This is a genomic window from Reticulibacter mediterranei, from assembly GCF_016587455.1.
The window spans coordinates 7,936,217-7,961,121 of the sequence record NZ_BNJK01000001.1 but is presented as its reverse complement, the minus strand read 5'-3'; the positions used below and the strand labels follow the sequence as shown (position 1 = coordinate 7,961,121).

The 24,905-nt window shown below is 52.9% G+C and carries 24 protein-coding genes; 9 read left to right on the top strand and 15 right to left on the bottom strand.

Annotation, left to right across the window (positions count from 1 at the left end; genetic code table 11):
* Positions 1-17 precede the first annotated feature (17 nt).
* Complete coding sequence (locus K3T83_RS34060; protein WP_220207367.1) at positions 18-752, bottom strand: hypothetical protein; 735 nt, start codon at positions 750-752, stop codon at positions 18-20.
* 130 nt (positions 753-882) lie between these two features.
* A complete protein-coding gene (locus K3T83_RS34055; RefSeq protein ID WP_220207366.1) occupies positions 883-1,848 on the bottom strand; it encodes a methionyl-tRNA formyltransferase in 966 nt (321 codons plus the stop codon).
* 66 nt (positions 1,849-1,914) lie between these two features.
* Here K3T83_RS34055 and K3T83_RS56505 point away from each other — a divergent pair, with 66 nt between their 5' ends.
* Genes K3T83_RS56505 through K3T83_RS34035 form a run of 3 tightly spaced genes read left to right on the top strand, consistent with a single transcriptional unit; the run spans position 1,915 to position 4,428 of the window.
* Positions 1,915-2,496: an oxidative damage protection protein gene (locus K3T83_RS56505; protein ID WP_236065043.1), complete on the top strand. Its 582-nt coding sequence runs from the start codon at positions 1,915-1,917 to the stop codon at positions 2,494-2,496.
* On the top strand, positions 2,493-3,959 hold the full coding sequence (locus K3T83_RS34040; RefSeq protein WP_220207365.1) for a CUAEP/CCAEP-tail radical SAM (seleno)protein: 1,467 nt from the start codon (positions 2,493-2,495) through the stop codon (positions 3,957-3,959). The genes K3T83_RS56505 and K3T83_RS34040 overlap by 4 nt, the downstream gene beginning before the upstream one ends.
* Positions 3,949-4,428, top strand: coding sequence for a YbaK/EbsC family protein (locus K3T83_RS34035; protein ID WP_220207364.1), 480 nt, complete (start codon positions 3,949-3,951; stop codon positions 4,426-4,428). Before K3T83_RS34040 ends, K3T83_RS34035 begins: the two co-directional genes overlap by 11 nt.
* Positions 4,429-4,739: 311 nt before the next feature.
* On the opposite strand, the gene K3T83_RS34030 is transcribed toward K3T83_RS34035, so the two are convergent.
* From K3T83_RS34030 to K3T83_RS33990, 9 genes are all read right to left on the bottom strand, one after another.
* Positions 4,740-5,780, bottom strand: a complete 1,041-nt coding sequence (locus K3T83_RS34030; protein WP_220207363.1) for a tagatose 1,6-diphosphate aldolase — start codon at positions 5,778-5,780, stop codon at positions 4,740-4,742.
* Positions 5,781-5,816: 36 nt separating this feature from the next.
* The gene (locus tag K3T83_RS34025; protein ID WP_220207362.1) at positions 5,817-6,761 is read right to left on the bottom strand and encodes a 1-phosphofructokinase family hexose kinase; all 945 of its coding nucleotides are present in this window, start codon (positions 6,759-6,761) and stop codon (positions 5,817-5,819) included.
* A complete protein-coding gene (locus K3T83_RS34020) occupies positions 6,758-7,858 on the bottom strand; it encodes an SIS domain-containing protein (RefSeq protein WP_220207361.1) in 1,101 nt (366 codons plus the stop codon). Before K3T83_RS34020 ends, K3T83_RS34025 begins: the two co-directional genes overlap by 4 nt.
* Positions 7,859-7,900: 42 nt before the next feature.
* Complete coding sequence (gene nagA, locus K3T83_RS34015; RefSeq protein WP_220207360.1) at positions 7,901-9,073, bottom strand: N-acetylglucosamine-6-phosphate deacetylase; 1,173 nt, start codon at positions 9,071-9,073, stop codon at positions 7,901-7,903.
* A gap of 17 nt (positions 9,074-9,090) precedes the next feature.
* Positions 9,091-10,086 carry an ROK family protein gene (locus K3T83_RS34010; RefSeq protein ID WP_220207359.1) on the bottom strand — a complete coding sequence of 332 codons (996 nt, stop codon included), beginning with the start codon at positions 10,084-10,086 and terminating at the stop codon, positions 9,091-9,093.
* 27 nt (positions 10,087-10,113) lie between these two features.
* Positions 10,114-11,361 carry a Gfo/Idh/MocA family protein gene (locus K3T83_RS34005; protein ID WP_220207358.1) on the bottom strand — a complete coding sequence of 416 codons (1,248 nt, stop codon included), beginning with the start codon at positions 11,359-11,361 and terminating at the stop codon, positions 10,114-10,116.
* 218 nt (positions 11,362-11,579) lie between these two features.
* A complete protein-coding gene (locus K3T83_RS34000) occupies positions 11,580-12,419 on the bottom strand; it encodes a carbohydrate ABC transporter permease (protein ID WP_220207357.1) in 840 nt (279 codons plus the stop codon).
* 10 nt (positions 12,420-12,429) lie between these two features.
* Complete coding sequence (locus K3T83_RS33995) at positions 12,430-13,383, bottom strand: carbohydrate ABC transporter permease (protein ID WP_220207356.1); 954 nt, start codon at positions 13,381-13,383, stop codon at positions 12,430-12,432.
* A gap of 64 nt (positions 13,384-13,447) precedes the next feature.
* Positions 13,448-14,719, bottom strand: coding sequence for an ABC transporter substrate-binding protein (locus K3T83_RS33990; protein ID WP_220207355.1), 1,272 nt, complete (start codon positions 14,717-14,719; stop codon positions 13,448-13,450).
* A gap of 359 nt (positions 14,720-15,078) precedes the next feature.
* On the opposite strand from K3T83_RS33990, the gene K3T83_RS33985 reads away from it, so the two are divergent.
* From K3T83_RS33985 to K3T83_RS33960, 6 genes are all read left to right on the top strand, one after another.
* Positions 15,079-15,843, top strand: a complete 765-nt coding sequence (locus K3T83_RS33985; RefSeq protein ID WP_220207354.1) for a DeoR/GlpR family DNA-binding transcription regulator — start codon at positions 15,079-15,081, stop codon at positions 15,841-15,843.
* Between the two features lie 62 nt (positions 15,844-15,905).
* Positions 15,906-17,594 (top strand): DUF4091 domain-containing protein, encoded by a 1,689-nt coding sequence (locus tag K3T83_RS33980; protein ID WP_220207353.1) that lies wholly within the window; start codon positions 15,906-15,908, stop codon positions 17,592-17,594.
* 258 nt (positions 17,595-17,852) lie between these two features.
* A complete protein-coding gene (locus K3T83_RS33975; RefSeq protein ID WP_220207352.1) occupies positions 17,853-18,326 on the top strand; it encodes a flavin reductase family protein in 474 nt (157 codons plus the stop codon).
* 155 nt (positions 18,327-18,481) lie between these two features.
* The gene (locus K3T83_RS33970; protein ID WP_220207351.1) at positions 18,482-19,117 is read left to right on the top strand and encodes an HIT family protein; all 636 of its coding nucleotides are present in this window, start codon (positions 18,482-18,484) and stop codon (positions 19,115-19,117) included.
* Positions 19,107-19,976: an alpha/beta fold hydrolase gene (locus K3T83_RS33965; protein WP_220207350.1), complete on the top strand. Its 870-nt coding sequence runs from the start codon at positions 19,107-19,109 to the stop codon at positions 19,974-19,976. Before K3T83_RS33970 ends, K3T83_RS33965 begins: the two co-directional genes overlap by 11 nt.
* A gap of 38 nt (positions 19,977-20,014) precedes the next feature.
* Positions 20,015-20,872 carry a 3-hydroxyacyl-CoA dehydrogenase family protein gene (locus K3T83_RS33960; protein WP_373324630.1) on the top strand — a complete coding sequence of 286 codons (858 nt, stop codon included), beginning with the start codon at positions 20,015-20,017 and terminating at the stop codon, positions 20,870-20,872.
* Positions 20,873-20,931: 59 nt separating this feature from the next.
* On the opposite strand, the gene K3T83_RS33955 is transcribed toward K3T83_RS33960, so the two are convergent.
* The 4 genes from K3T83_RS33955 to K3T83_RS33940 all read right to left on the bottom strand — a co-directional run bounded on the left by K3T83_RS33955 (position 20,932) and on the right by K3T83_RS33940 (position 24,616).
* Positions 20,932-21,720 (bottom strand): hypothetical protein, encoded by a 789-nt coding sequence (locus K3T83_RS33955; RefSeq protein ID WP_220207348.1) that lies wholly within the window; start codon positions 21,718-21,720, stop codon positions 20,932-20,934.
* Positions 21,721-21,904: 184 nt separating this feature from the next.
* Entirely contained in the window at positions 21,905-22,960 is a 1,056-nt protein-coding gene (locus K3T83_RS33950; RefSeq protein WP_220207347.1) for an ABC transporter ATP-binding protein, read from the bottom strand.
* A 24-nt stretch (positions 22,961-22,984) separates the two neighbouring features.
* On the bottom strand, positions 22,985-23,803 hold the full coding sequence (locus tag K3T83_RS33945) for an ABC transporter permease (protein ID WP_220207346.1): 819 nt from the start codon (positions 23,801-23,803) through the stop codon (positions 22,985-22,987).
* An 18-nt stretch (positions 23,804-23,821) separates the two neighbouring features.
* Positions 23,822-24,616, bottom strand: coding sequence for an ABC transporter permease (locus tag K3T83_RS33940; protein WP_220207345.1), 795 nt, complete (start codon positions 24,614-24,616; stop codon positions 23,822-23,824).
* Between the last annotated feature and the right edge of the window lie 289 nt (positions 24,617-24,905).

Genomic DNA, 24,905 nt, shown 5'->3' with positions numbered 1-24,905 from the left:
GGCGAGCCTGTCGCATCTCAGGAGAGGGCGGGGGCGATGGTCTGCCAGATGCCTTTGACGGCATCGCGCCAGCCTTCAAAGTAGGCACCTTCATCAACTTCGACACGCGTTGTTTCGCCTGCCGCCGCCTCTCCGTTCTTTTCGCGATCCTGGTCTTGCCAGTATTTGAGCCGCTCCTCCGGGTGAAACGACGTTGGGAAATCAGGAAACGGAACGCCTGCACGATGGTAAAAGACCTCATGATGGATTGGCTGCTCACCAGGGGGAAAGGCTGGTTTTGAAAAAACATGCTTTCCAGGCACGGGAAAAGCCGGTTCAGAAACTATATGCCCTCCCTGCATAGGCGGCTGGACATGAACATGGAAACCGGGCGGCTCAGGCGGCATTGGCGGAGGCGGCGCAGAATGAGTTGCGATGGCAAACTTGTCCCGTACATGAAAAAACTTGGCGAGATGTTGACCATCGTGCCCCGCAAGATGGGTTGCCACGCTCTGCAATTCGTCACGGGTTGCCAGTTCCACAGCCCAGTTAATGCCATCTTCGTAGCCACGCTGATGCCAGCGCTCACGGGTACTCTGAAGCCGTTGCAGGAGCCGGGCGATTCTGGGATCAGTGATGTTAGGTTGTCCTTCGAGCATCATTACTTCCTTTTCTAATGCTGTCGCACAAACTTTTGAAAGGTTGATCCGGTCACGCAATTGTTCCAGGCGAGCATAGAGCATATCTGGAACGGTAATGTTCAAACGAGCCATGAGAAACTATCCCTTCGATCAGTACGCGATCAATACGCATTGAATACGTATAGTACGTATCATCTCTACGCACTATACACACTCATAACCAAAAAGTCAAGCCAAGGTTAACAATTGCTGGTTAGAAATTCTATGAGAGAGGCTCCACACACACCCACCCGCTCTTACAACGTATCATCAGCCCCTCATCGCTCTGGTAATATAGCTGTTCACCATCGAGGTTATCAAAACTATAAGAAATCGCGTGGCGGCAAAGTAGCGTTTCTTCACCTACTCGCAATGTAATCGCCTCGTCCCACTCACCAACACCGCAAATGAAGTTATAGATGTGGCGCGCATCCCATTGCTCTACATAAACCACAAAATCTTCGTCGGCAGGAAAAGAGTGATAAGAGCTACCCTCCTCAATTTGTGGACGAGGCGTTACATCGCCTGTATACAGATCCCAGACACTCTGGGCCAGCAGCACTCCTCCCTCGCTAGCACAGTTTCGCTCAAGCAGGTTGTAGCTGATGCCATCCGGGACAGCAATACTTTTTTGAGCCAGGATGTCACCGCTATCCATCTGCCTTTCCATAAAATGAATCGTAACACCTGTAGTCGTCTGGCCCTCGCGAAAGGTCCAGAACAGCGGCACCGGGCCACGATTCGCGGGCAACAGCGAGGGATGAATGTTCAGGCAGCCCAGGTGCGGGAGGGTAAGAATACGTTGAGGAATACGCTGGGAGAAGCAGGCAACACAGATCAGATCTGGCTCATATGCCGCCAGAACAGCAACGGTTTCAGGGTGTCCCAGGCGCGAAATTTCCCATACAGGCAGACGCTTTTGCCAGGCGAGTTGTACAATGGAGGTATGGAGCGATGAGTTGACGAGTGGCAATGTCGAGCGCAGAACACGTGGAGCCTCCCTGCGCTGGATCAGTACAACGTGGTGATCGGGTCTGGGCGCGGCTGGCACGATCACAGCACACACCTCTACACCACTTGCAAGTAGAGCTGCCAGCGATGGAAACGAAAAGGCTCCTTCCATACCGAAAAAGAGGACGCGTGGAGGTCGTTGTGGTGATCCATTATTTGACATGGCCGATTGCATCATGTAGTATCTTCTATAATAGAGATTCAATCATTGCTAACCAGGCACCTGAACTCAGGAGTTTTTATCATGCCACGAATGGTTTATTGTGTCAAACTCAAACGCGAATTGCCCGGCCTGGACAAGCCCCCGTTCCCTGGCGAACTGGGGCAGCGCATCTTTGAGCATGTTTCTAAGCAGGCATATGAAATGTGGCCTGCGCAAAGCACACAGATCATCAATGACAATGGCTTAAATATGGCCGATCCCGAAGCACGCAAACTGCTGCGCAAGGAGATGGAAAAGTTCTTCTTTGGCGATCCCGCGCAACAGAGCCAGCAACAAGGCCAGCATATGGTGTTTTGCGCCAAATTGCAGCGCGAGCTACCAGGGCTGGATAAGCCGCCATTTCCCGGCGAATTGGGCAGGCGCATCTACGAGGGGATCTCCAAGCAAGCCTGGGATATGTGGCCTGCGCAGAGTACGCTCATCATCAATCACTATGGGCTGAATATGGCCGATCCTGAAGCGCGCAAAATCCTGCGCGAACAAATGGAAGAGTTTTTCTTCGGTGCAGATGCGAAAATGCCCGAAGGCTGGGAACCCGAACCGGCTGGCGCTGGTGCTGGTCCGAGACGCAAAGGCGGAGGCGGAGCAGCACGTAAAAAATGAGAAACAAAGGAGATATTCTACTCATTTCTTGCTATGAGTTGGGACATCAACCGTTTCACCTTGCATCACTCTCGGCTCTGCTTGAACAGGCCGGTTATACTCCTGTGTGCATTGATACGGCAGTCGAACCACTCACAGCCAGAGCTATACGCCGGGCGCGTTTCATTGCTATCTCTGTCCCTATGCATACCGCCTTGCGCTTAGGAGAACAGATTGCCCAACGCATACGCCAGAACAATCCCAACGCCCATATCTGTCTCTACGGCCTCTACGCCCTGCTCAATGCGGACCATCTCTTACAGGAAGCCATTGATTCGGCCATCGGCGGCGAATATGAGATGCCGCTGCTCAATCTGGTGCAAGCGCTTGAAAATGGTGCCTCGATTGATGTACCGGGAGTGCATACGCGAACAGCTACCAGTGGTCCCTGGGTCGAGCGCACACCATTTCTTGTCCCACAACGCCAACAACTACCCGCACTGACACAATATGCCCATCTGCAATGGAATGACGAGCTACGAGTTGCCGGTTACACCGAATCAACGCGCGGCTGCAAACATACCTGCCTGCATTGCCCCGTCGTGCCGATCTATCATGGACGATTCTTCGCTGTGCCAAAAGAGATCGTGCTAGCTGACATCCGTACGCAAGTCGCACAGGGCGCACAACATATTACGTTTGGCGATCCCGATTTCTGGAATGGTCCGACGCACGCGATACGCATCATTCAGGCAATGCATCAAGAATTTCCCGATGTGACGTTTGATGCGACGATCAAAATTGAGCATCTGCTGAAACATCGCCATCTGCTCCCGGAGATGCAAGCTAATGGTTGCCTCTTTATCGTTTCTGCCGTCGAATCGCTCAATGAAACGGTGCTGCAACGTCTCAACAAGGGCCACACAGCCGCCGATATCGCTACAGCCTTTGCCCTGACAGAGCAAGCAGGCATCTCACTCCGTCCCTCACTGCTCCCCTTTACGCCCTGGGAGACGCTCGACAGCTATATTGACCTGCTCGATTTCTTTGAAGAGGGACACTATATCGAACATATCGATCCCGTCCACCTCTCCATTCGCCTGCTCGTCCCTCCCGGTTCGACCCTGCTCGATACGACAGAGAGCAACGAATGGGTTGGCGAGCTTGACGGGGCTGCCTATACGTATCGCTGGCAGCATCCCGATCCGCACATGGACGAGTTGCAGAAAAACGTGGCGGCGCTGGCAGAGCGTGCAGAGGGCAACAATGTTGATCCGCTAGCAACCTTCTTTCAGATAAAAGCCTCAGCACTGACAGCTCAAGGAAGGGATTTCTCGATTGAGGATGCGCTGCAACGCTACGGAGCGCACAAGGTTTTACCACATCTGACCGAATCGTGGTTCTGTTGCGCGGAACCGACCTGCAACATGTCGGCACCACAAACTATCACTCTTTCGTCACGGAAGGTCGCAAATGATAAATGATTTGAGTAATAGCGCTCGCAAGGTGCAGGAAGCGCTGAACGCCAGGGGATTTTCCAGTCAAGTCGTCGAACTGCCTGACTCCACACGCACAGCAAAAGAAGCAGCACAGGCCATCGGGTGCCGTGTCGAACAGATCGTAAAATCATTGATCTTCAAAGGCAAGCAAAGCAGCAAGCCAATCCTGGTCGTTGCCAGCGGCACCAACCGTGTCAACGAGAAACAACTCGCCCAGCTTGCCGGTGAACCGATCACGAAGGCCGATGCTGATTTCGTCAGGCAACACACCGGCTTTGCCGTTGGTGGTGTGCCGCCTCTTGGTCATCTAGAACCAATTGAAACCTTTATCGATGAGGATTTGCTGCTCTATGACGAAATCTGGGCCGCCGCTGGCACGCCCTTTGCCGTCTTCAAGCTCACACCAGCCGATCTGCAAACGATGACGGGCGGGGAAACGGTATCGATTACTTAATATTAACAATTTGAGGGAAGACCTCTATGATTGTAGTAATTGCACGATATTGATGTATCCAGCAATTGATGGGGGGAATGGCTCTGGGCACAGAAGATGTTCCCCTACTTGTAGCGACAAGAGGGGCCTGGGGATCTTGGCGGGGGCCTTGCGCTTGTCGCTGTTGCCCCGCAATGGAGTTCCAGGAGCGCGACAAGCGCAAGGCCCCCGCAGCCCCACCACACCTCCCATTGTCGCTACGGGTAGGGGAACTTTTCCTCTCTCCCCCTCTCAATTTGCTGAATGCACCAATCATTGCGCAATTACCACAATCATGCTCGCTCTACAATCTTTATGTTCTCCAGGCCACCATAGACAGTATACCAGGGATGCGCGCATTGCTTCAATACCTCGTTAAGCGCCTGGACGTTCTTCACGCCCTGATCGCTCAACCACTCCTCAAGCGCTTCGGGACCATGCTCAACCAGCACAGGGACTCCACCTTTCCAGGTCGCGCGTCCACATAACACGCCATTAAAGAGCGCACCTGCCTCAGCGGCCATCTGCAACGTCTCGCGAAAGACCACATCATCGACGCCACCGCTCAAATAGAGCAACGGCTTCTGAGCAGCAGTGGCAGCAGCACGAAAATGATCCAGCGCATCTTTGTAGTTATATGCCGACACTCCTCCCTTAAAAGCCCGACTGCCTTCCAGATACGCCACGTTGATCGGCACCTCCACTTTTAACACATCCACACCATAGCGGGGCTGCGAAAACTCCTCAATGGTGGCTCGCACATAGGCTGGTCGCAAGCGCGCAAATTCCAGACTCTTTTCGTCGTAGCGATCATCGTAGACCAGCGGTTCCAGAAAAAATGGCACATCCAGCGCACGGCACTCATCGCCAACGCGCTCGATAAACGCGTGCTTGATGTCTTTGATGCGCTCATCGTCGAAGGGGTGATAATACAGTAGGATTTTAACCGCCGTTGCCCCGGCTTCAACCAATCTCCGGGCGCTCCACACTGGCAACAGATCGGGTAGGCGTCCCGTCGCATTGGCATCGTAGCCCGTCTTCTCATAGGCCAGCAGAGCGCCCGTCCCGCTCGCTCGCTCCTGTAGCGCTGGCAGCCCATACTCCGGGTCCAACAACACGGCGCTGGCATGGCGGGTCAGCACTTTCGCCACTTTCTGCTTAAAGATGGTCAACATGGCATCGGTGGCCGAACCTTTGCGCGTCTGCTCCATGAGCTTCTTTAAGGCTCCCCGCTGATCCATCGCGACGGCAGCAATAATCCCGTCTTTATCGGCGCAGGCCTGTATGCCCTCAAATTTGCCCCGACTGATCTGTACTTTCGCTTCATTCGACATGTTCTTCGTCCTTCTCTTCATTCCTGCGTGCGCTTCTTAGCCCTGAGCATCAACTGGCAAAGCCCGAACCTCCTGCCACAGTGCTTTCATTTGCTGACAATCCAGACGACCAGCCCCAAGTTGCAACGTATTGGCAGCTCCTGCCGCGACTCCCTGCCGGACCGCTTCCGGCAAGCGCTGTCCCTGCGCCAGCCCAGCCACGATTCCGGCAAAGAGACTGTCACCGCTCCCGGTCGGACAAACAACTGGCACCTCTGGAGCAGCCCAGCCAAACCGCTGCCCATCAGCAGTCAGACCAACCGCCCCCTCTTTGCCCAGCGTAATCACAATCTCCTGGACGCCATGCTGCTGCAATTCTACCGCTGCCTCTAGAGCTTGGGCAACAGTGGCAATGTCTCTTCCAACCAATTCTCCGGCCTCAAACTGATTGACCTTTAAAAGTGCCGGGCCACTTTCCAGCACGCCGCGCAATTGAGGCCCATGTGTATCGAGCAGAACTGGCACGCCAGCCTGTTTTGCTTGCTGAACGAGACGATACAATCCATCCTCCGGCGTACCAGGGAGAAAACTGCCGCAGACGGCAAGAAAGTTGGCTTCGGCAAAATGGCTGACAGCTTTAGCAATCAGGAGATCCCACGCTCCAGACTGCAAAGGCGCTCCTTGCTCATAAATCTCCGTTGGCGGCTGACTGGAACGAGGATCAACGATGGTCAGACAGGTACGCAACTCGGCCTCAACTGGCAGGCAATCGCAGGGCAGATCATCCTGAGCCGCCAGTTCTAGCAGGCGTCTCCCCGCGTGTCCACCAACTGGGCCTATCAACAGGCACTGCTGACCCAATGTGTGCAAGGCCCGTGCAAAATTAAAGCCCTTGCCGCCAGCCAGCGTGAGGACATCTGCTCGATAGATCTTGCCCGTCGTGAAATCGGGCAAGACCACCGTTTTATCCAGGGCCGGATTCGGCACAATCGTTACAATCATGGCTGTTTGCCTGGCTCCAGGACAACCACAGCAGTCAAATTATGGGGATGATCGGGATCCTGTCCCCGTGAAACCGCACGATAGAAACCCAATAATTGCAATACCGGCAAATAGAGAACGGATCGACTCGCTTCCGGCAAACCAGAACGGAAACAAACCTCATAATCCGCCTCCTGCTCCGTCACAGGCTGCTCGGTCAGGACCAGCGTTCGCCCACCCAATGCCCTCATTTCGCGCAATACGGCCATTTCATAATCGCGAACCGCATCGGAGAGCAGACCAACCACCAGTGTATGTTTGTTGACCATCGACATTGGACCATGCCGAAACTCCATGAAGTGAAAAGCTTCCGCGAAGGAGAGGGACATCTCTTTCATCTTCAAATTCGCTTCGCTAGCCAATCCATAGAGCAGGCCCGAACCCAGGAAGTAGATGCGGTCAATGCTGGTATCTTCTCCAAGCTGTCTCGCCAGATCGTGATGGGCCGCAATCAATTGGGAGCCAAACTCCGGCAACTGCTGCATTGCCTGCAACTGCTGCTCATCTTTTAACGCTGCAACCATCGCCTGAGCAGTCAGCAACATCGCACTAAACGAGCGCGTTTGCACAACGCTCTGTTCCTGCCCATCCGTAACAGTCAAAGCCAGATCGCTGAGTGCTACCAGTTCTGCATCGCCATAGCAGCCGATATTCACCACTTTTCCCAGCTGCCTCTCCCGATATTGTCGCGTGGCCTTGATAGTCTCCGTCGTGCTACCTGAGCGCGAAATCGTCAACAATAGCGCTTTTCCTGACGGTGGTATGACCGTCTCAGGAAAGAGGAGGAGTTCGGACGCAGGTAGCGCACGCGCCCGTATCCCCAACTGCTGCTGCAATAGCGGGGCCACCGCCAGAGAGAGATAATATGTTGAACCACACCCCGTCACCAGCACCTCGGCGACCTGCTCGTCGGCCCACAACGTCTTTAGCTCACGTTTGAGCGCCTGCACCATGTCGAGGGCCGCTTGCCAGGCAACCGGCTGCGTAATAATTTCCTGTAATGTCGCCTTGCCCACTTCTCTCACATCTCCGTGCTGGACGGTATCAATCTTCGTCACAGAAGTACTCCTTTACTCATCTCACATTCCTCGTTTCTCTATCTATGATGTTCTCTGATAAACAACGTTTCCTTGTACAATAGTCGTTTCTACTTGAAAATCTCGACCATCGTTGTGCTTCAAAATAACCAGATCAGCCACATAGCCGGGCTGTAACAGACCGAGCTCGTGCCCCAGACCGATTGAGCGTGCGGGCACAGAGGTTGCCATCGGCAGCGCCTCGATCAGCGATAATTCGGTGGCTTGCATGAGGTTGCGTAACCCCTGATCCATTGTCAGGACGCTTCCGGCGAGGCTATTCCCATACGTGAGATATGCCCTACCCTTGCTCACCGTTACGCTCTGACCAGCCAGATCATATTCCCCATCAGAGAGACCAGCCGCGCGCATGGCATCGGTAATCAGAACAACTCGCTCCGTTCCCTTTGCCCTGACGAGCAGTTTGACGATGGCGGGATGCAAGTGCACCAGATCCACGATAGCCTGAGCATAGATCTCATCACAGGTCAGCACTGCACCAACAGCCCCTGGTTCGCGATGATGTAACCTGCTCATCCCGTTGAAAGTATGACAGCACTGGTTGAGGCCGCGTGGAACATTTTCCATTACGTCGTCATAAGTTGCCGCCGAATGTCCCACCGCAACAGACGCACCTTGAGCCGCCGCATACTCAATCAATGGCCGATTCTCTGCTATTTCCGGGGCCAGACTGATCAAGCGTACATTGCCACGAGCGAAGAGCCGGGTATATTCAGCGGGATCTGCTGGACGAATATGCGGTACGGGTTGCGCGCCGGGATGAGCCGCACTGATGTATGGGCCTTCCAGATGCAGGCCAATGATGCGCGCCCCTCCCTGGTAGTGCCGCTGACACCATGTGGCATTCTCAACCGCCGCCAACAACGCCGTCTGCTCAGCGGTCACAGTAGTAGGTAGGAAGCTGGTCACGCCATGAGCGGCGAAAAACGTTGCCATCGCGTGCAAAGCTTGCGGCGTGGCATCCATCGTATCGTATCCAGCACTGCCATGTACATGAATATCGATCAAGCCCGGCGCAACCAATCCACCTTGCGCATCAAGCATCGTCGCCTCTGCGGGATAGCTCCCTCCCTGCCGAATCTCAACAATCCGCTCACCTTCAATCAGTACCGTTGCATCCTCCAGTACCTTTTGTGGCGTGAGGACATCGCCGTTCACAATCGCAAGTAAGCTCATAGCTTTTATGACACCTTCTAGACTGTCTCGCCGTCTGCCAGAAGAGCAGCCGCGCCCAGTATCCCAACATCGCGCTTTAACGCGGTCAGTCGCAACATATTCGCATGCCAGATCACACGAAAAACAGGGGAGCGCTCTATCCACTGAGCGACGCCAGCACGTATCCCTTCAATCAATGGATTCTCCTCGTGAGCCAGCCCACCGCCAAGCACTATCACCTGTGGATCAAAGGTCATCGCCAACAGATACACAGCATATGCCAGATGTGTTGCGGCCCCGGCAACAATCTGTCGCGATAGATTATCACCCTGAGCAATCGCGCTAAACAAATGATGTGCTGTCAAAGTGGCCTGATCCTGTTCCTGCAACAGAGAAACATGGCCAGCCTGAATCGCTTCACGTGCTCGCTTTGCCAGCGCAGGCCCAGCCGCCAGCGCCTCCAGGCATCCTCGCGCGCCACATGCACACAACGGCCCATCGGGAACAAAGACGGTATGCCCGATCTCTCCCGCCAGCCCATGTGAGCCACGATGCAACTTGCCGCCGATAATAGCTTTGGCTGCCACACCGGTTCCCAGGCTCAAATACACCATCGTATCGGCTTTGCTATCTCTCTCCGTTCGCCCTGCTCCATACAAATGCTCTCCCAGAGCAGCCACGCTGACATCGTTCTCAATTGCACATGGCATCCCAAGCGCATCTTCCAGCCACCGCTTCACCGGCACGTTTCTCCAGTGCAAGTTCGCGGCAAACAGACCAACACCGCTTTCAGGGTTCACCTCACCAGGAATGCCCAGTCCGATTCCTCGTATCTGCTCACGTTCAACGCCTGCCGCTCGCATGGTCTCGACAATTCCAGTCGCGATAGATTGTAACGTCTTCTCCGCGCCGTCTGTATCGGTCGGGATTTGCACGCGACTCAACACCTGACCACGAGCATCAACCACTCCGGCGGCGATCTTTGTCCCTCCCACATCGACACCCACAAGCAAGCTCTCAGCATTTTCTTGCATGGTCATTCTACCCTCAAATACATGCACTCAAACCCGTACAGTGCTGCCCTCTCGCCGCGCACGCTCGGCCGCAAAGACGGTCAGATGTGTCTCCAACGATTCGGCCGGTCCCGACAGGATCAGATTAGGATCACGCTGAGCTACAGCCGCCACAAACGCCTTCATAATGCCATAATCGCCGCCACCATGTCCCGCCATTCCGGTCTCCGGTCCTTCAATGGCAATCTCTTCCGTCTTCCCCGATAAGAAATTATAATGCACGATCTTTTCACCATTGCCCCTCAACTCGCCGCGCGTGCCGAAGATGATAGTTTCGCGATCTCGCGTCTCGCTGGTCGCAATCATGGTAAACGAGGCCGTCGCGCCATTGTCGTAGAGCAGATTCACAACCTGATGATCGACAACATCGTTATCGCATTCGTAGACACAGCGTCCATAGGGTCCGTTGCGCAACGCATCCAGCACCCCTTGCTCCGAAAATTCCGTTGTGATCACATCCAGGGGCCATCCACGATCGCCACGACGCAGGCGCTCAAGATAAAAGCGTTTAGCTGAATAGGGGCACTGCGGCTCGTAAGCGCAATCCAGGCAGCGTTTCGCCTGACCAGCTTCAGCAGGTTTGGCCTCGCGCCGAAAATGTTGTAGCGAACCGAATGAAGAGACCTGCACACAGGGCCGCCCTATGATGTAGCGCAACCAATCGATGTCGTGACACGACTTCGCCAGCAACATAAACGACGATTCGGCCTCGTTACGCCAGTTACCACGCACGAAAGAGTGGGCATAATGCCAGTAGCCTACTGGCTCTAGATGCTGGATGCTCACAACCTCGCCAATCAGTCCAGAGGCCACCAGTGCTTTCAGCCGTTGTGTATAATGGGTGTAACGCATCACATGGCAGACAGCGAAAATATTGTTCTGCGCCTGGGCCGCTTCCACGATGCGCCTACAACTCTCCGGGTCGGGTGCCATCGGCTTTTCCAGCAAGATATCATAGCCCTTTTCGGCAAAGGCCACAGCCGGTTCCAGGTGCAATGCATCTTGCACCGCAATAATCACCGCATCGGCCAGGCGTGGACGGGCCAGCAGTTCGTGCCAATCCTCCACGGCATTTTCGGCAGCGATTCCATGCCGTTCCAGCAGACGATTGCGGAAGTACTCGCGCGGCTCCGCAACTCCCACCACCTGCGCCAGCTCGGGATGCTCAAGGGCATACTCGCCATATCTCGATCCCCGACTTCCAGCACCAACGATCAGCAATTTTACAGGCTGCATAGACTCTTTCTTTCTAAAAGACTATCCATGATAACAATTTACGAAGGCGATCCCCCCTTTCGTAGTCGCGCGATTTATCGCGCTGTGGCCCATCAACATAGGCGGGATGCGGGACGAGCGCGATAAATCGCGCGACTACGAAAGGGGGAGATTCCCGATTTGGTTGTGAAATTTCATTATCGCGCACGGATCGGCTTGTGAGAGATTCCCGGCTCACGTTATCCTTTCAAGCCGGTGATAGCGATACCTTCAACAAAGTAGCGTTGCAACGTGATAAAGATGACGAGCATAGGCCAGATAGCCAGCACAGCGCCCGCCATCAAGACAGGGAAATTTGTTGTATGTTCACCCTGCAACGATGCCAGCCCCACCGATAGCGTCATCTTATCCACCGAGTCGTTAACGACCAGCGGCCACATCAGATCATTCCAGGACCATAGCACAACGAAAATGGAGAGCGCGATCAGAGCTGGGCGAGCAAGCGGTAAAATGAGCTGCCAGTAAATCTGGAAATGGTTCGCGCCATCGATCCGAGCCGCCTCATCCAGTTCTTTTGGGATGGTCAGAAAGAACTGACGCAGCAGGAAGGTGCCAAATGCGCTGAACAGGCCAGGAACGATAAGCGCCTGCAACGAATTGAGCCATCCCAGATCTTTCATGATTAAATATTGAGGTAGCAGCAACAAGTAGGTTGGAATCATGAGGGCAGAGAGAGCAATCACAAACAGCGCATCTCTCCCCGGAAACTCAATACGAGCAAACGCGTAGGCTGCCAGGGAGCAGAAAAACAACTGCCCAAGCGTGCGCCCCGCCGCCATAAGCAGAGTATTGATGTAGAACTGAAAAAATGGTAAGGTAGCAAGCACTTCCGAAAAGTTGCTCCACTGAAGGTTGGCGGGAATAATGACTGGTGGCACGTGAGTAGATTCGCCCAGCGTCTTGAGAGAGGTGAGCAACATCCAGAGAAACGGCACCACAAAGGCCAACGATCCCAGAATGAGCACAATATGGCTCACCAGCGGAACAATTGCAATGGAGCGTTTAGTAGCAACTCTCATCAAACTCCTCCTATGAATAATGCACCCAGCGCCTTTGTAACCTGAATTGAACAATGGTGATGAGTAGAATAATCACGAAAAGCAATACTGCAATCGTCGCCGCATATCCTTTGTCGTTACTAATAAAGGCATATTGATAAAACAGATAGACAACGGTTTTAGTGGCATCAATAGTCGGACTGTTTGGCCCAGACATCAGGAAAATCAGGTCGAAGACTTGAAAGGCTCCAATCAGGGATGTCACCAGCGCAAAGAAAATGGTCGGGCTGAGTAGTGGGAGAGTAATGCGAAAGAAGCGCGGGAGCGTCCCGGCCCCATCGATAGCAGCTGCCTCATAGTAGACGCTCGGAATACCCTGCAAACCGGCCAGAAACAAAATCATATTGTTGCCAATCGCTGCCCAGATCGCAACAAGAATGATCGAATAGAGTGCGATAGACGAATCGGAGATCCAGCGTGGACCATGAATAGCAAACAGGCTTAATATATAGTTTATCAGGCCATAATCCCCATTGTACAGCCAGCGCCACACCATCGCAATCGCCGCCGGCATCGTGACAGCTGGCAAATAATAGAGCGTGCGATAGATGCCAACCCCACGAATTTTCTGATTGAGTAAGACAGCTACCACAATCGCCAGGATCAGGCTGCCAGGGACCGAAAGCAGAATATAGATAACGGTATTTAAGAGAGCACGCCCAAGATCAGGATCATGCAACAACTGTTCATAGTTGGTCAGGCCGGTCCACTTATATTTGCCAAAAGCGCCCCATTTGGTAAAGCTAAAGTAGAATGTCTGGAAGACGGGCCAGATATAGAAAATGAACAGGCCGATCATCAAGGGCGCGATCATGATATAAGCGCTCAGCATATCCTTCCAGGCTATCTTTCGGCCACGCCTTGCTCTGACCTCTTTTACTCCCTTCCGCCGCTCTTCAGCAAGCTCGACTCCTGCCGTTTTCACAAGGCACCTCCACGGGCTAATCAGGATCACTCAGCCAATGTTACCTGAGTGATCCTTACTTCATCTACTTCTGCTCGTCAGCAAGAAGCTGATTCATCTTTTGGGCAAACGCCTTACATCCTGCATCCGCGCTCTGCTGCCCTGACCAGACCGGGATGAGCATTTTTAGTTCAGCATCATTCCAGGCGGCAGTGTTCTTGGAAACCGGATACGGCTTCGCATATGCAAGCTCATCGATGTAAGCCTGAAGGTGAAAATTGGGAGTAGATTTCACCCAGCTCTCCTGCGTACCGTTGTAAGCAGGAATGACAGTGCCAGTTTTGGCCTGAATATCAGCAGCTTCCTTTGATCCCAGAAACTTGACAAATTCCCATGATTCTTTCGGATATTTGGTATTGGCATAGATCACGTTGCCAAGCCCATGAATGACGGTTGCACGCTCTTTCCCCTGGGGTAGCACGGCCACATCAACCTTATCTTTGGTATATTCATTCTGAGCAAACTCAATAGCACGCCAGGAGCCAGCATACATCATCGCGACCTTGCCAGACTCAAACATGCTCGCCGTGGCCGTATCCGTCAGTTGGGCCAGCGAAGGAGAGGACTTATCCTGAATGAGATCCGTCCAAAATTTGATGCCGCCAATGGTTTCAGGTTTGTCAAAGCCCGACGATTTCTTATCATCCGAAATAACATAGCCACCATTTTGTGGAATGGTGTTGTAGAACCCCTCCTGATCGCTGAGAGGCGCGGCAATACCCCAGACACCCTTCGCTGGATTGGTCAGCTTCTTGGCTGCATCGCGCAATGTCTGCCAGTTCCAACTCTCATCGGGATATTTGACACCTGCTGCATCAAAGAGCTGCTTATTATACCACAGCCCAATCGTATCAAAGTCTTTTGGCAACGCGTAGTGTTTGCCATTGACAGTGTAGAGCGAAACCAACGCATCGGGATAGTTTTTGAGGTCAATTTTGTCCGCGTTGATTTGATCGTCGATTGGCAAAATTACGTCGTTAGAGGCGTAGCGAACGATGTGCGGCCCGTTCATCCAGAAAACATCACCAGCGCTGCCACCTGTTACAGCGGTCTCCAGCTTTGTCCAATATTGATCCGATGGGGTCACTTCCACTTTCACATTAATATTGGGATGAGTCTTTCTAAACTCAGTGACAATCTGCTGCATGGCCGGTGCCTGATTCTGATCCCAGATCATATATCTGAGCGTGACGGGCTGGTTCGCGTTTCCTGACGAAGCAGCTTCTCCTCCTCCACACGCGGTCAACAGGACCGCAAATAACATGCAGAGACAGCCCAGGGTCCAGAGCTTTTTCATCTTCCCTCTCCTTGACTCAAATAGGTAACGATTAAAAAATAAAGAATATAATACGTGCAGAATCACCAATATATACTGGATTCCCAATATACCCGAAAAGCACGTATTCCATCAACATAAATGGCATCAACGACAACAGAGGGATGTAAAGATAACTACAAACGATCAACGGCGTGATTATTTTTGATCGTTTATGATTATTACCTTGCGGAAGATATAACATTTTTCAGCTTACCTGTCAAGGTATATGCACGACTGCAGCAAAAATACTGTGCAATATAACCTTGACAACGCCTGTTGCAAAGGCTATTATCGAAAATAATAAAAGCAAACAATCACAATCGATCAAATGAGGGCTTATGCAATTGACAGTTGAGCGGCTACAACAAATCGAACTCTTTATCAAAGAGCATCAGCATGCGCGAGTTACCGAACTTAGCGAACATTTTGGCGTGAGCGAGCCAACAATCCGACGCGATCTCCAGAAATTGGAGGCGATGGGGAGGATACAGCGCGAACATGGCGGAGCCATCGCGCTCACTCAAGCCACACCAGAGCCACCGATCATCCACCGGATAACGGAAAGCAAAGAGGAAAAGGGCAGAATCGGCGAGGCAACGGCTCATCTGATCAATGATGGGGAGACAATTTTCCTCGGATCAGGCACTACCACGCAGGAAGTTGCTCGCTTCCTAGATCATAAGAAGAACCTGACCGTCGTCACCAATGCCCTCAATATTGCCAATCAACTGGTCAGCAACCCCGATATCAATCTTATCATTACTGGCGGCATCGTACGCCATTCCGAGTTCTCTATGATCGGCCATATTGTGGAACAAACGCTAAAAGAGTTGCGGGCAGATAAAGTTATCGTCTCGATGCGCGCCATCAGCATCAAAGAGGGACTGACCAACGCAGATCCGCTAGAGACTATGACGGATCGCGTCATTATCCAGTTCGCGCGCGAGGTCATCCTGGTTGCGGACCATACCAAGTTTGATAAGGCCGCGACCGGCTTCGTAGCTTCCATTACGGCGGTTCACAAGATCGTGACCGACGATCAAACTCCAGCACATATCGTCCAACAATTGCGCGATATGAACATCGATGTGATCCTGGCTTAGCGAACAAGATAACTATAAACGCTCACTGATAGGGGGAAATGATGCATTTAGGACTGCAATCAATGTTTTTCAAATATGTGTGGAGCTATCCATCCTGGCAACAGCATGCACAGGCGACCTCCACCAAACAGTTTGATCTGACCTGTTGTCGCCGCGACACGACCGCTTTACAAGCAGTCGTCTGCTCAGACGACCCCTTCGTCTTAACCGTCAACAACGATCCCTTTTTCTGGAAAGCTGGCTCAGTCCCCATCGGTCGCATAGAGGTCGCCCTTGACGAAGCTATTCCCGTTCAGGTTCAACTGGTTGGCCTGATCCCTGACGATCATGACGACCCTACGTCAGATATTCTGCTTGACCAGACTCATATCTATGTAGAAGGCAAGAAGCTTCAACAAGTCTGGATTGAATGCACCACAACCGAAGATGTGCCGCCTGGAATCTATCATGGCAGCGTTCGACTCTATACTCATAGTCTGTTTGAGGATGAGCAACTTCAAGAGGAATGCCGCTTCACGATCACAGTGAAAGAGCCTGTCATGCCTCGCCCTGCCGAGTACCGCTTCTTTCTCAATATCTGGCAGCATCACTCCAACATTGCCAGGAAGTACCAGGTTGCTCTCTGGTCTGATGAACATTTCAGCATCCTTGAACAGTATATGAGTAGCCTGGCTGCGTTGGGACAGAAAGCTGCCACGCTCATCGTCTCGGAGATTCCCTGGTCTGGCCAGCGCAGTTTCTATGATCGCGAACCCTCAGACCTGTTTGAATACAATATGGTCGGGATCACAAAAGCACCGGACGGGCACTTTGTGTACGATTTCGCGACCATTGATCGCTACGTCGCGCTGGCCGAGACATACGGCATGACACAAGAAATCGAAGTGCTGGGCCTGATCAACATCTGGCAAGCTCCTGAAGCCGGCTATGGCTCCATTGTCGCAGGAGACCCGGATGCAATTCGTCTTCGCTACTATGACGCGACGACTCGCGCCTATAAGTTCATACGCGAGGGTGCGGAACTGGACGCCTATATTCACGCCCTGGAAGCACACTTCATTGAAAAAGGTTGGATCGAGCACATCCGTATAACGGCTGATGAGCCGGAAAATTTCGCGCTCTTTCAACAGCAGTGGGAGCATATACAGCAGGTCGCGCCCTCATTGAAGCTCAAAGTTGCCATCAATCATGCGGAATTTATCGAGCGCGGCGTTACGGGCATATATGATGCTGTTCCCAACTTTGCCTGCGCAACGCAACAACATCAAAAGTTGATGGCATCACGTTCGCAGTTGCCAGGCAAGCTGTTCTATTACGTCTGTTGCTCTCCACGTTATCCCAACACCCTTATCGCATCGCCCTCGCTCGAATGCCGCCTGCTGCCCTGGCTGGTTGAAAGGCTGCAACTCGATGGCTTCTTGCGCTGGGCCTATACCGCCTGGCCCGATCAGCCCCTCACAAAAATCAGCTATCGACCAACTATCTGGCCAGCTGGCGACATGTGCTTTGTCTATCCCGGTGCTCGTGGCAAACCACTGCTCTCTCTGCGCTACAAGTGGCTCGAACGCGGCATCAAAGATTACGAACTGATGCAGATTGCCAAACAAGCGGACAGAACAGGATGGGTTGAGCAATTGCTAGATGGTGTCTTTCTTTTCCAGGATGCCTCAACAATCCGCTCCGATACGCCCGCCGAAAAGCTGTTTAGCTATCAGTTGGAAGACTATGAGCGTCTCTTGCTGGAATGGTGATATCTTGCGATTTTCAGATGTGATGATAGCATTCTATGCAATCCTTTCCCGTCAGGGATATAATGATTGGTGCATCCATGAAATCCTCCGAGGATGACCGAATATGGCAGGGGCGATGGCTTGTCCTCGCCTGTGTTGCCCCAAATATAGGTATTGTAATCCAGGGCGAGGACAAGCCATCGCCCCTGCCATATTCGGGGAGCGCTCTCCGCTCCAATTGCTGGATGCACCAATAATGGACAGAGAGGAAAATATTGCATGGACCCGGCTATTAAAAAACAGGCATTGCGCATGTTCACTTATGGCCTCTATGCCGTCACCTGCATCGATGGCGATGAGGTCAACGCCTTTACAGCAAACTGGCTCTCTCAAGTCTCATTCGAGCCACCACTACTGGCCGTCTCGGTCGAAAACGACTCGAAATCTCTCCCTATGATCCTGCATAGCGGCAAATTTGCCGTCAACGTACTGCGTTCGGGACAGAAAGCGCTGGCTGGCGCGCTGGGGAAATCGGCCCTCAAGTATCCCGATAAGCTGGCAAATATTCCCTACGATATCCATGAAGGGAGCCTCGTGTTGCGCGATGCACAGGCATGGGTGGCCTGTGAAGTTCGCCAGAGCGTCCCGGCAGGCGATTCAACCCTCGTGCTTGCGGAAATCGTAGACGCAGGCGTGATCGCCGAGGGAGCACCCCTCACGATGTCAGAGGCAGGCTTCCGGCACGCGGGCTAGACCAGATAAGGCTACAGACATCTCGCTCCATCGTCTGTAGCCTTTCCCGTTGCCTCACTTGCACCCGTATCTCTCTGTGCGCTATACTCAAGGCAATAGCATAGCGTCCTGTTTGCTCAGAGATTACAAGCAAAAGATAATAGGAGCAGCATTTTTTGAACGACGATACCACTCAAACGAACTGCGTATTCTGCCAGCGCAGTAAGATAGATACCTATATCCTGAAAGAAACGCCACATTTTCGCATCATTACAGACTATGCCCCTCTGGTTGAAGGACATCTGCTGATCATGCCCCAGGAACATTACGCCTGCTATGGCACGGTCCCGGCCTCTTTCGATGCCGAATTGCACGAGTTAAAGCGCGAAGTACGAACCTTCTTCGACCGTTTCTACGCTTCACCGGTTGTTTTCTGGGAACATGGCGTCTTCAGGCAAACCGTTTTTCACGCCCATCTGCACTGTTTTCCATTCAAAGGGATTACATATAATCTTACTGATGGGTTGCATGATCTCGTCGTCTCTTCGCAAGACGATCTGCGTACCTGGTACGCCAGTCAGGGCCACTACTTCTACCTGGAAGACCCGCATCACGCCCTGCTCTTCTCGCCCGATATGGATCGCTACTTTCATGTGATCCGCACAATCCTCTGGACGGGTGCAACAGCCCATAACGGCAAGACCGAATGGCGCTCTCCCCAGCAGCGGCAGGAAGCTGGCAAAGCGATGATCCCGTTGACTGCCGCCAGATGGAAGCAATTTCAACAACAAGGGGAAGCTCATGCTCAGTAAACCCGTAAGCGACGAATTTATTATCGCTGGCGATATCACGCTTCATTACGTGCAATGGGGGGAGCAAGGGCCACCTGTCATCTGCGTTCACGGACTCACCGCCAACGCCTTCTGCTTCCAGTCCTTCGCCGACGATCTGGCCTCGAATCATCGCGTCATCGCCTACGATCTGCGCGGGCGCGGCGACAGCGACAAGCTCGAAGATGGCTACAGCATTCCCATTCATACCGACGATCTGAACGAACTAATCGACGAGCTTGGCCTCGAACGCCCGATCATTATCGGCCACTCTCTTGGAGCACTGATCGCCCTGAACTTTGCCGCGCAGTATCCCGACAAGTTGAGCAAGCTCGTGCTGATCGATGCCGGTGCTCCCCTGCCCTGGCAGACACCCGCCGAACAGCCGCTGTGGCTCACCGCCGCCATCAGCCGCTTAGGGGTTCCCGTCGCCTCATACGACGAGTATATTACTCGTTTGAAGGCCGCCCCCTTTTTAGGGCCATACTGGAACGCATACGTCGATCTCTATTTCAAACACGATGTCTACCCCAACAGTGACGGAACGGTGGCCTCAAAAGCGTATCGTGAGGCGATCCTAGAAGAAGGAGAGCATTTCAACGATATCAACCCCGCAGAACTATGGAGCCGCGTCCAGGTGCCAACATTGCTGCTACGTGCAGGGCAAGGACTGCTCTCAGGCGACGATCAGCTGCTTCCAGAACAGGCAGCCGCTCAGATGCAACAGGCTATTCCAGATTGTCGTTTTGCCGAATTTCCAACATTGAATCACTACACCATCCTCTTCGGTGTCGAACAGGGGCCGATAGAGGAGATACGCGCATTTCTCAATAAATCCTGATTGTCAGTTTATTATGAAAAGGTAAGGGATCAATGACGATTCAAAAGATCAATAAAGTTGGCGTTGTCGGCTGTGGCTTAATGGGCGCGGGCATTGCTCAGACCTGCGTCCAGGCTGGCTACGAAACCGTCGTTCGCGAGGTCAATCGACAACTGCTCGATAAAGGTCTCTCGCGCATCTATGATGCCTGGAACACCATGATCAGAAAGGGCAAATTAACATCTGAACAGGTCGAGGAGAATCGGGCGCGTCTGCATGGCACCCTTGAGCTGGTCGATTTTGCCGATTGCGATCTGGTGATCGAGGCCGTCATCGAGAATATGGAAGAGAAAATACGCCTCTTTCCCGCGCTCGATGCCACACTCAAAACTGACGCGCTTATTCTCAGCAATACTTCATCGCTCAACGTTACCCAGATGGGAGCCGTCACCAAACGACCGAGCCAGGTCTGCGGGCTGCATTTCTTCAATCCCGCGCCGGTTATGAAGCTGGTCGAGATCGTGCGAACTATCTCCACGACGGACGAGACGATAGAGACGGTCAGGCAATTCGCTCTCTCGTTGGGGAAAACACCCGTGCTCTCGAAAGATCGGGCAGGCTTTATCGTCAATTTCTTGCTCATCCCCTATTTGCTGGCAGCTATTCGGATGCTGGAAAACGGCATGGCAAGTCGCGACGATATCGACACTGCAATGAAACTGGGTTGTGGTTATCCGATGGGGCCGTTTACGCTGCTCGACTACGTTGGTCTCGATACCACGCTCTGGGCAGCCGAGGCAATTTATGAAGAATTTAAAGATCCGCTCTACGCACCACCACCGCTCCTGCGCCGCATGGTGGTCTCCGGGCAGTTGGGCAGGAAAAGCGGCAAGGGCTTCTACGATCACCAGAAGTAAAAGAACAGGGAGGCGAGATCGATCTCGCCTCCCTGTTCTTGTGCTAATCACACATCAGCTTAATCTGGGCTGATAGCACGTGCGGGGATCGGACGATTGGTGGTAAACATCTTGCGACGCTCGCCAACATATTTGGAAGGGGAGGGAACAACGTACTGACGATCATAGGAGCCGCTGGCGTCTGTGTTGATACCTGGATAATTCGGACCATAATTATAATGCCCCGTCTCAGCAGGAGACAATGGACCTTTTGCGAACTGTGGCACGCCGCTGACCCGGACAAGGCCCGGCTCCGGAGTCACGCCATAGAGATCATCAGGCACCTGATCCAACCCTCGCGCGACTAACTCGTCAATGCTGGCAGTGAGCTGAATAACGCCACTTTCATTTGGTTCATTTGCCGCGCTATAGGGAACATAGTACGGCTTGACGATAAGACCACCGCGATCAACCAGCATATAGTTGCCAAAGCGTGCTCGCACCTCGCCAACCCACGCCCCATTCTGATCGACCACTTCCTGGCCAGGCAAAAATTTCGACTGGCTATGAACTGGTATGGTAATAAACTCCACTTCCTGTGGTGCCATCGGATCTTCCAGCGCCCACCCCAGAATGCCAACGATGACAAAAGGAGCGCCGATAATAGAAAGCACGGGAAGATCAGGAAGGGCCAGCAATCCTGCCAATGTCAGCAAAACGGCTGCACTTAAAATAAACGGCCATAAGCTGGGATTAGGCAAATGAATATGATGCTCTTCCTCTGCACCCTCAGTTTCCACATGATCCGTTGCAGTTAACTTATTTAATTCGTCCGTTGTGAGATTAGCACTGTGAAGAGAACTGTCCATAAGCTCTGCTTTCCTCTGAGAATATTTTGCAAACCATGATCTGCAATCCACGAGGACCAGTTATTTGCGAATAATTGTCCTGCTACTAAGCATACCAAATAAGTGAGGCGTGTGCAAGCAAATAGCAATCGGCATACTTGCACACACCCATCATCCTTCTCATCAGAGGCCACTTTACACGCTATTATACAGACAATGTGGCCTCTTCTTCTTGCAACAACAACCCCTCCTCATAAATACGCCGAATAACATCTTCAATTTCTGGCTCCTGAAACGTTACGTCGCGCAAACGGTAACGCGTTCCCAACCACGCGACCAGTTCATGAGCAGGCATGGCCTCGCTCGTGAAGCTCAACCAGATGCGCGGTCCCTCGGCCTGCATCACACGCACGCCGGCTGGCAGGTTTTCAACGGTGGGCAGCCCCGCCTCGTCCAGATTGAGCGCCGCCATCTCAGCCGGGTCCAGCACCGCGACAAGCTGACGATCGCCACCAAAGCGTTCGCGAATATCGGTCACGGTACCATCATAGAGCTTGCGCCCATGATCGATGATAACGATACGGGGGCAGAGCATCTCCACATCGTCCATATCATGCGTCGTCAGCAAGATAGTTGTTCCGCGCTCAGCATTGAGGGTCAGCAAAAACTCACGAATACGCGCCTTCGCCACCACATCCAGACCAATCGTTGGTTCATCCAGATAGAGCAGTTCGGGATCATGCAACAGAGCCGCTGCCAGATCGCCGCGCATGCGCTGGCCCAACGAGAGTTGACGCACTGGCGTATCAAGAAATTCGTCCAGTTCCAGCATCGTTCGTAGGCGCTGCAAATTATCCTGATAGCGGTCGGTTGGAACGCGATAAAGATGTTGCAACAGTCGTAGAGAATCGATCAGCGGCAGATCCCACCAGAGTTGCGTACGTTGTCCAAAGACGACGCCGATCCGCGCCGCCAGATCTCGCCGCTGATGCAGAGGAACAAACCCCGCCACGCGCAACGTCCCGCTCGTCGGCATCAGAATGCCGGTCATCATTTTTATCGACGTGCTTTTACCAGCTCCGTTCGGCCCAACCAGTCCGATCATCTCTCCCCGCTCGACAGCTAAAGAGAGATCCCGCACAGCAGAGACCTCACGTACTTCCGGGTTAACCAGGCTCCGCAATCCGCCCACTATGCCGGGACGCCGACGCGTCACACGAAATACCTTGTTCAGCCCCTCGACCTCAATTATAAGCGACATACTCGATTTCCTTTCCAAAATACTTTAACTGCCAGTACTTTGATAGTGATGCACGCCAAAAGTCCAGACCGCACCCGCCACGAGCGCAAATGCCAGCGCGACCAGCGGGGCCGCAAACGCCAGTTCCAGCGGCAAACCGAATGGAAGCGACCGCTCCAGGATATAGCAAGTGGGAACGTAAGAGCCGAACGCAATTGGCACGACAAACAAAAAGGCGCGTTGGAGCAGGGAATGGTAGATGCTCATAGGATAGCTCAGCATCTCGCGCCCACCATAGTAGAGCAGGCTCGTTAGTTCCGTCGTTTCAATCGTCCAGAAGCAGAGCGTCGCCCCCAGAAGCAGGATCGCCACGAAGATCACTGCACCGCTCGCAATGCCAAGCAGCAGAACAACAACCTTCGCCAGCGTCCAGTGCAGATTCGGCAAGAAATGCAGCGCGACCACAAAACCGAGCAGCCCTTGCGTAATGCGACCAAAGCGGCGTAAGAGAAAATCGCTGCCAACCACCTGCATAAACGCTCCTACCGGCCTCAACAACACGCGATCAAACTCGCCCTTGCGAATCGTAAAGGGGAAGTTATCGACGCCAGCACCGACCAGTTCAGCCAGCCCGAAACCAATCGAAATAATTGAAGCCAGCAGCGCAACCTCTCCCATGCGCCAGCCCAACAAGGTAGGGAACGGGATAAAGAATAGCAGCAGCGCGCCAAATTCCAGGCAGGTCACAGCAAATGATGTCAGAATATCAACCGCGAGATTGACCTTATATTGCAGCTGCGCTTTGATCTGCATGGCGATGAGCAGACGGTACAGCCGCACATCGCTTAACCAGGCATGAAACATCAAAACACCCTTCGCTTTCTAACCGCCCTGCGCGATCACTCGCCGGGTTGCGATGCTGCTCAATGTACGCACTCCCAGTGTCAGAAGCACAAGCCAGCATCCCTGTCGCGCCAACTCAAACCAGAGCGCATTGCCCGCAACTTTTCCCATAAAAACCTCGGCAGGCAGGCTCAACAAACCATTGAAGGGGAGCCAGTTCGCAATCAAACGCAGCCAGTCGGGAAAGAGCGGTAACGGTACATACGAGCCGGTAAAAAACAAGGCAACGACGCCAGCCAGTAGCGCAATCGCCCGTGCTTCCAGAATCCAGAAGGCGACCATATTGTACAGAAAACGATAGGCTATCCCCAGCATCGATCCCAGCGGCAACGAGAGCACAAACGCCAGCCAGTAGTGCCACTGATTGGGCAGGCCAATGCCAAAGAGCAGCATGCCAGCAATGTAGATCGGGATCGCCCGAAAGAGCAGGTAGTAGAGATTACGTCCCACTTCCCGGCTAAACCAGTACCAGTAAAAATCACAGGGCTTGCTCAGATCAGAAACCACTTCACCAGAGCGAATAGTCTGCATGAGGTCATACCAACCGAACGGCAGCACGACCATAATCAATGCTTGCACGAGCCAGGTATAGCGTAACGAATCGAGGACATCATACCCATTCACTACCGGACGCGCATGATAGAGGGCGATGATGACATAGCTAAAAATTGAGCCAAAAAAGATGTTGGTGATCAAACCGGCAAAGTTTGCCCAGCGATAGACGAGTTGCCGCTGAAATGCGGTCCATCCCACTGCGAAATAAAACCGTAGCATCTTATCTCTCCATTGTTTCGAGCCAGCTACGCCGTTTTCCAGCACAAGAACCCGGTATCCCACCAGAGAGGGGGCTACCGGTTCATTTGCACATACGATTACGCGGGATAGCCAGAAACTACCCCGTATCAATGCAACAACTTCTACATGTCCAGGATTGTTGTTGCAGGAGGGAGATTTTACCATGACTACTTCACTGCGGTCAATCCCCTCTTTTTCCTAATTCAGCCCACACGCAGGTTGCTCATTTTGCATCTTTCTCAAGATTGATGCCCATTCTTGCAACCAG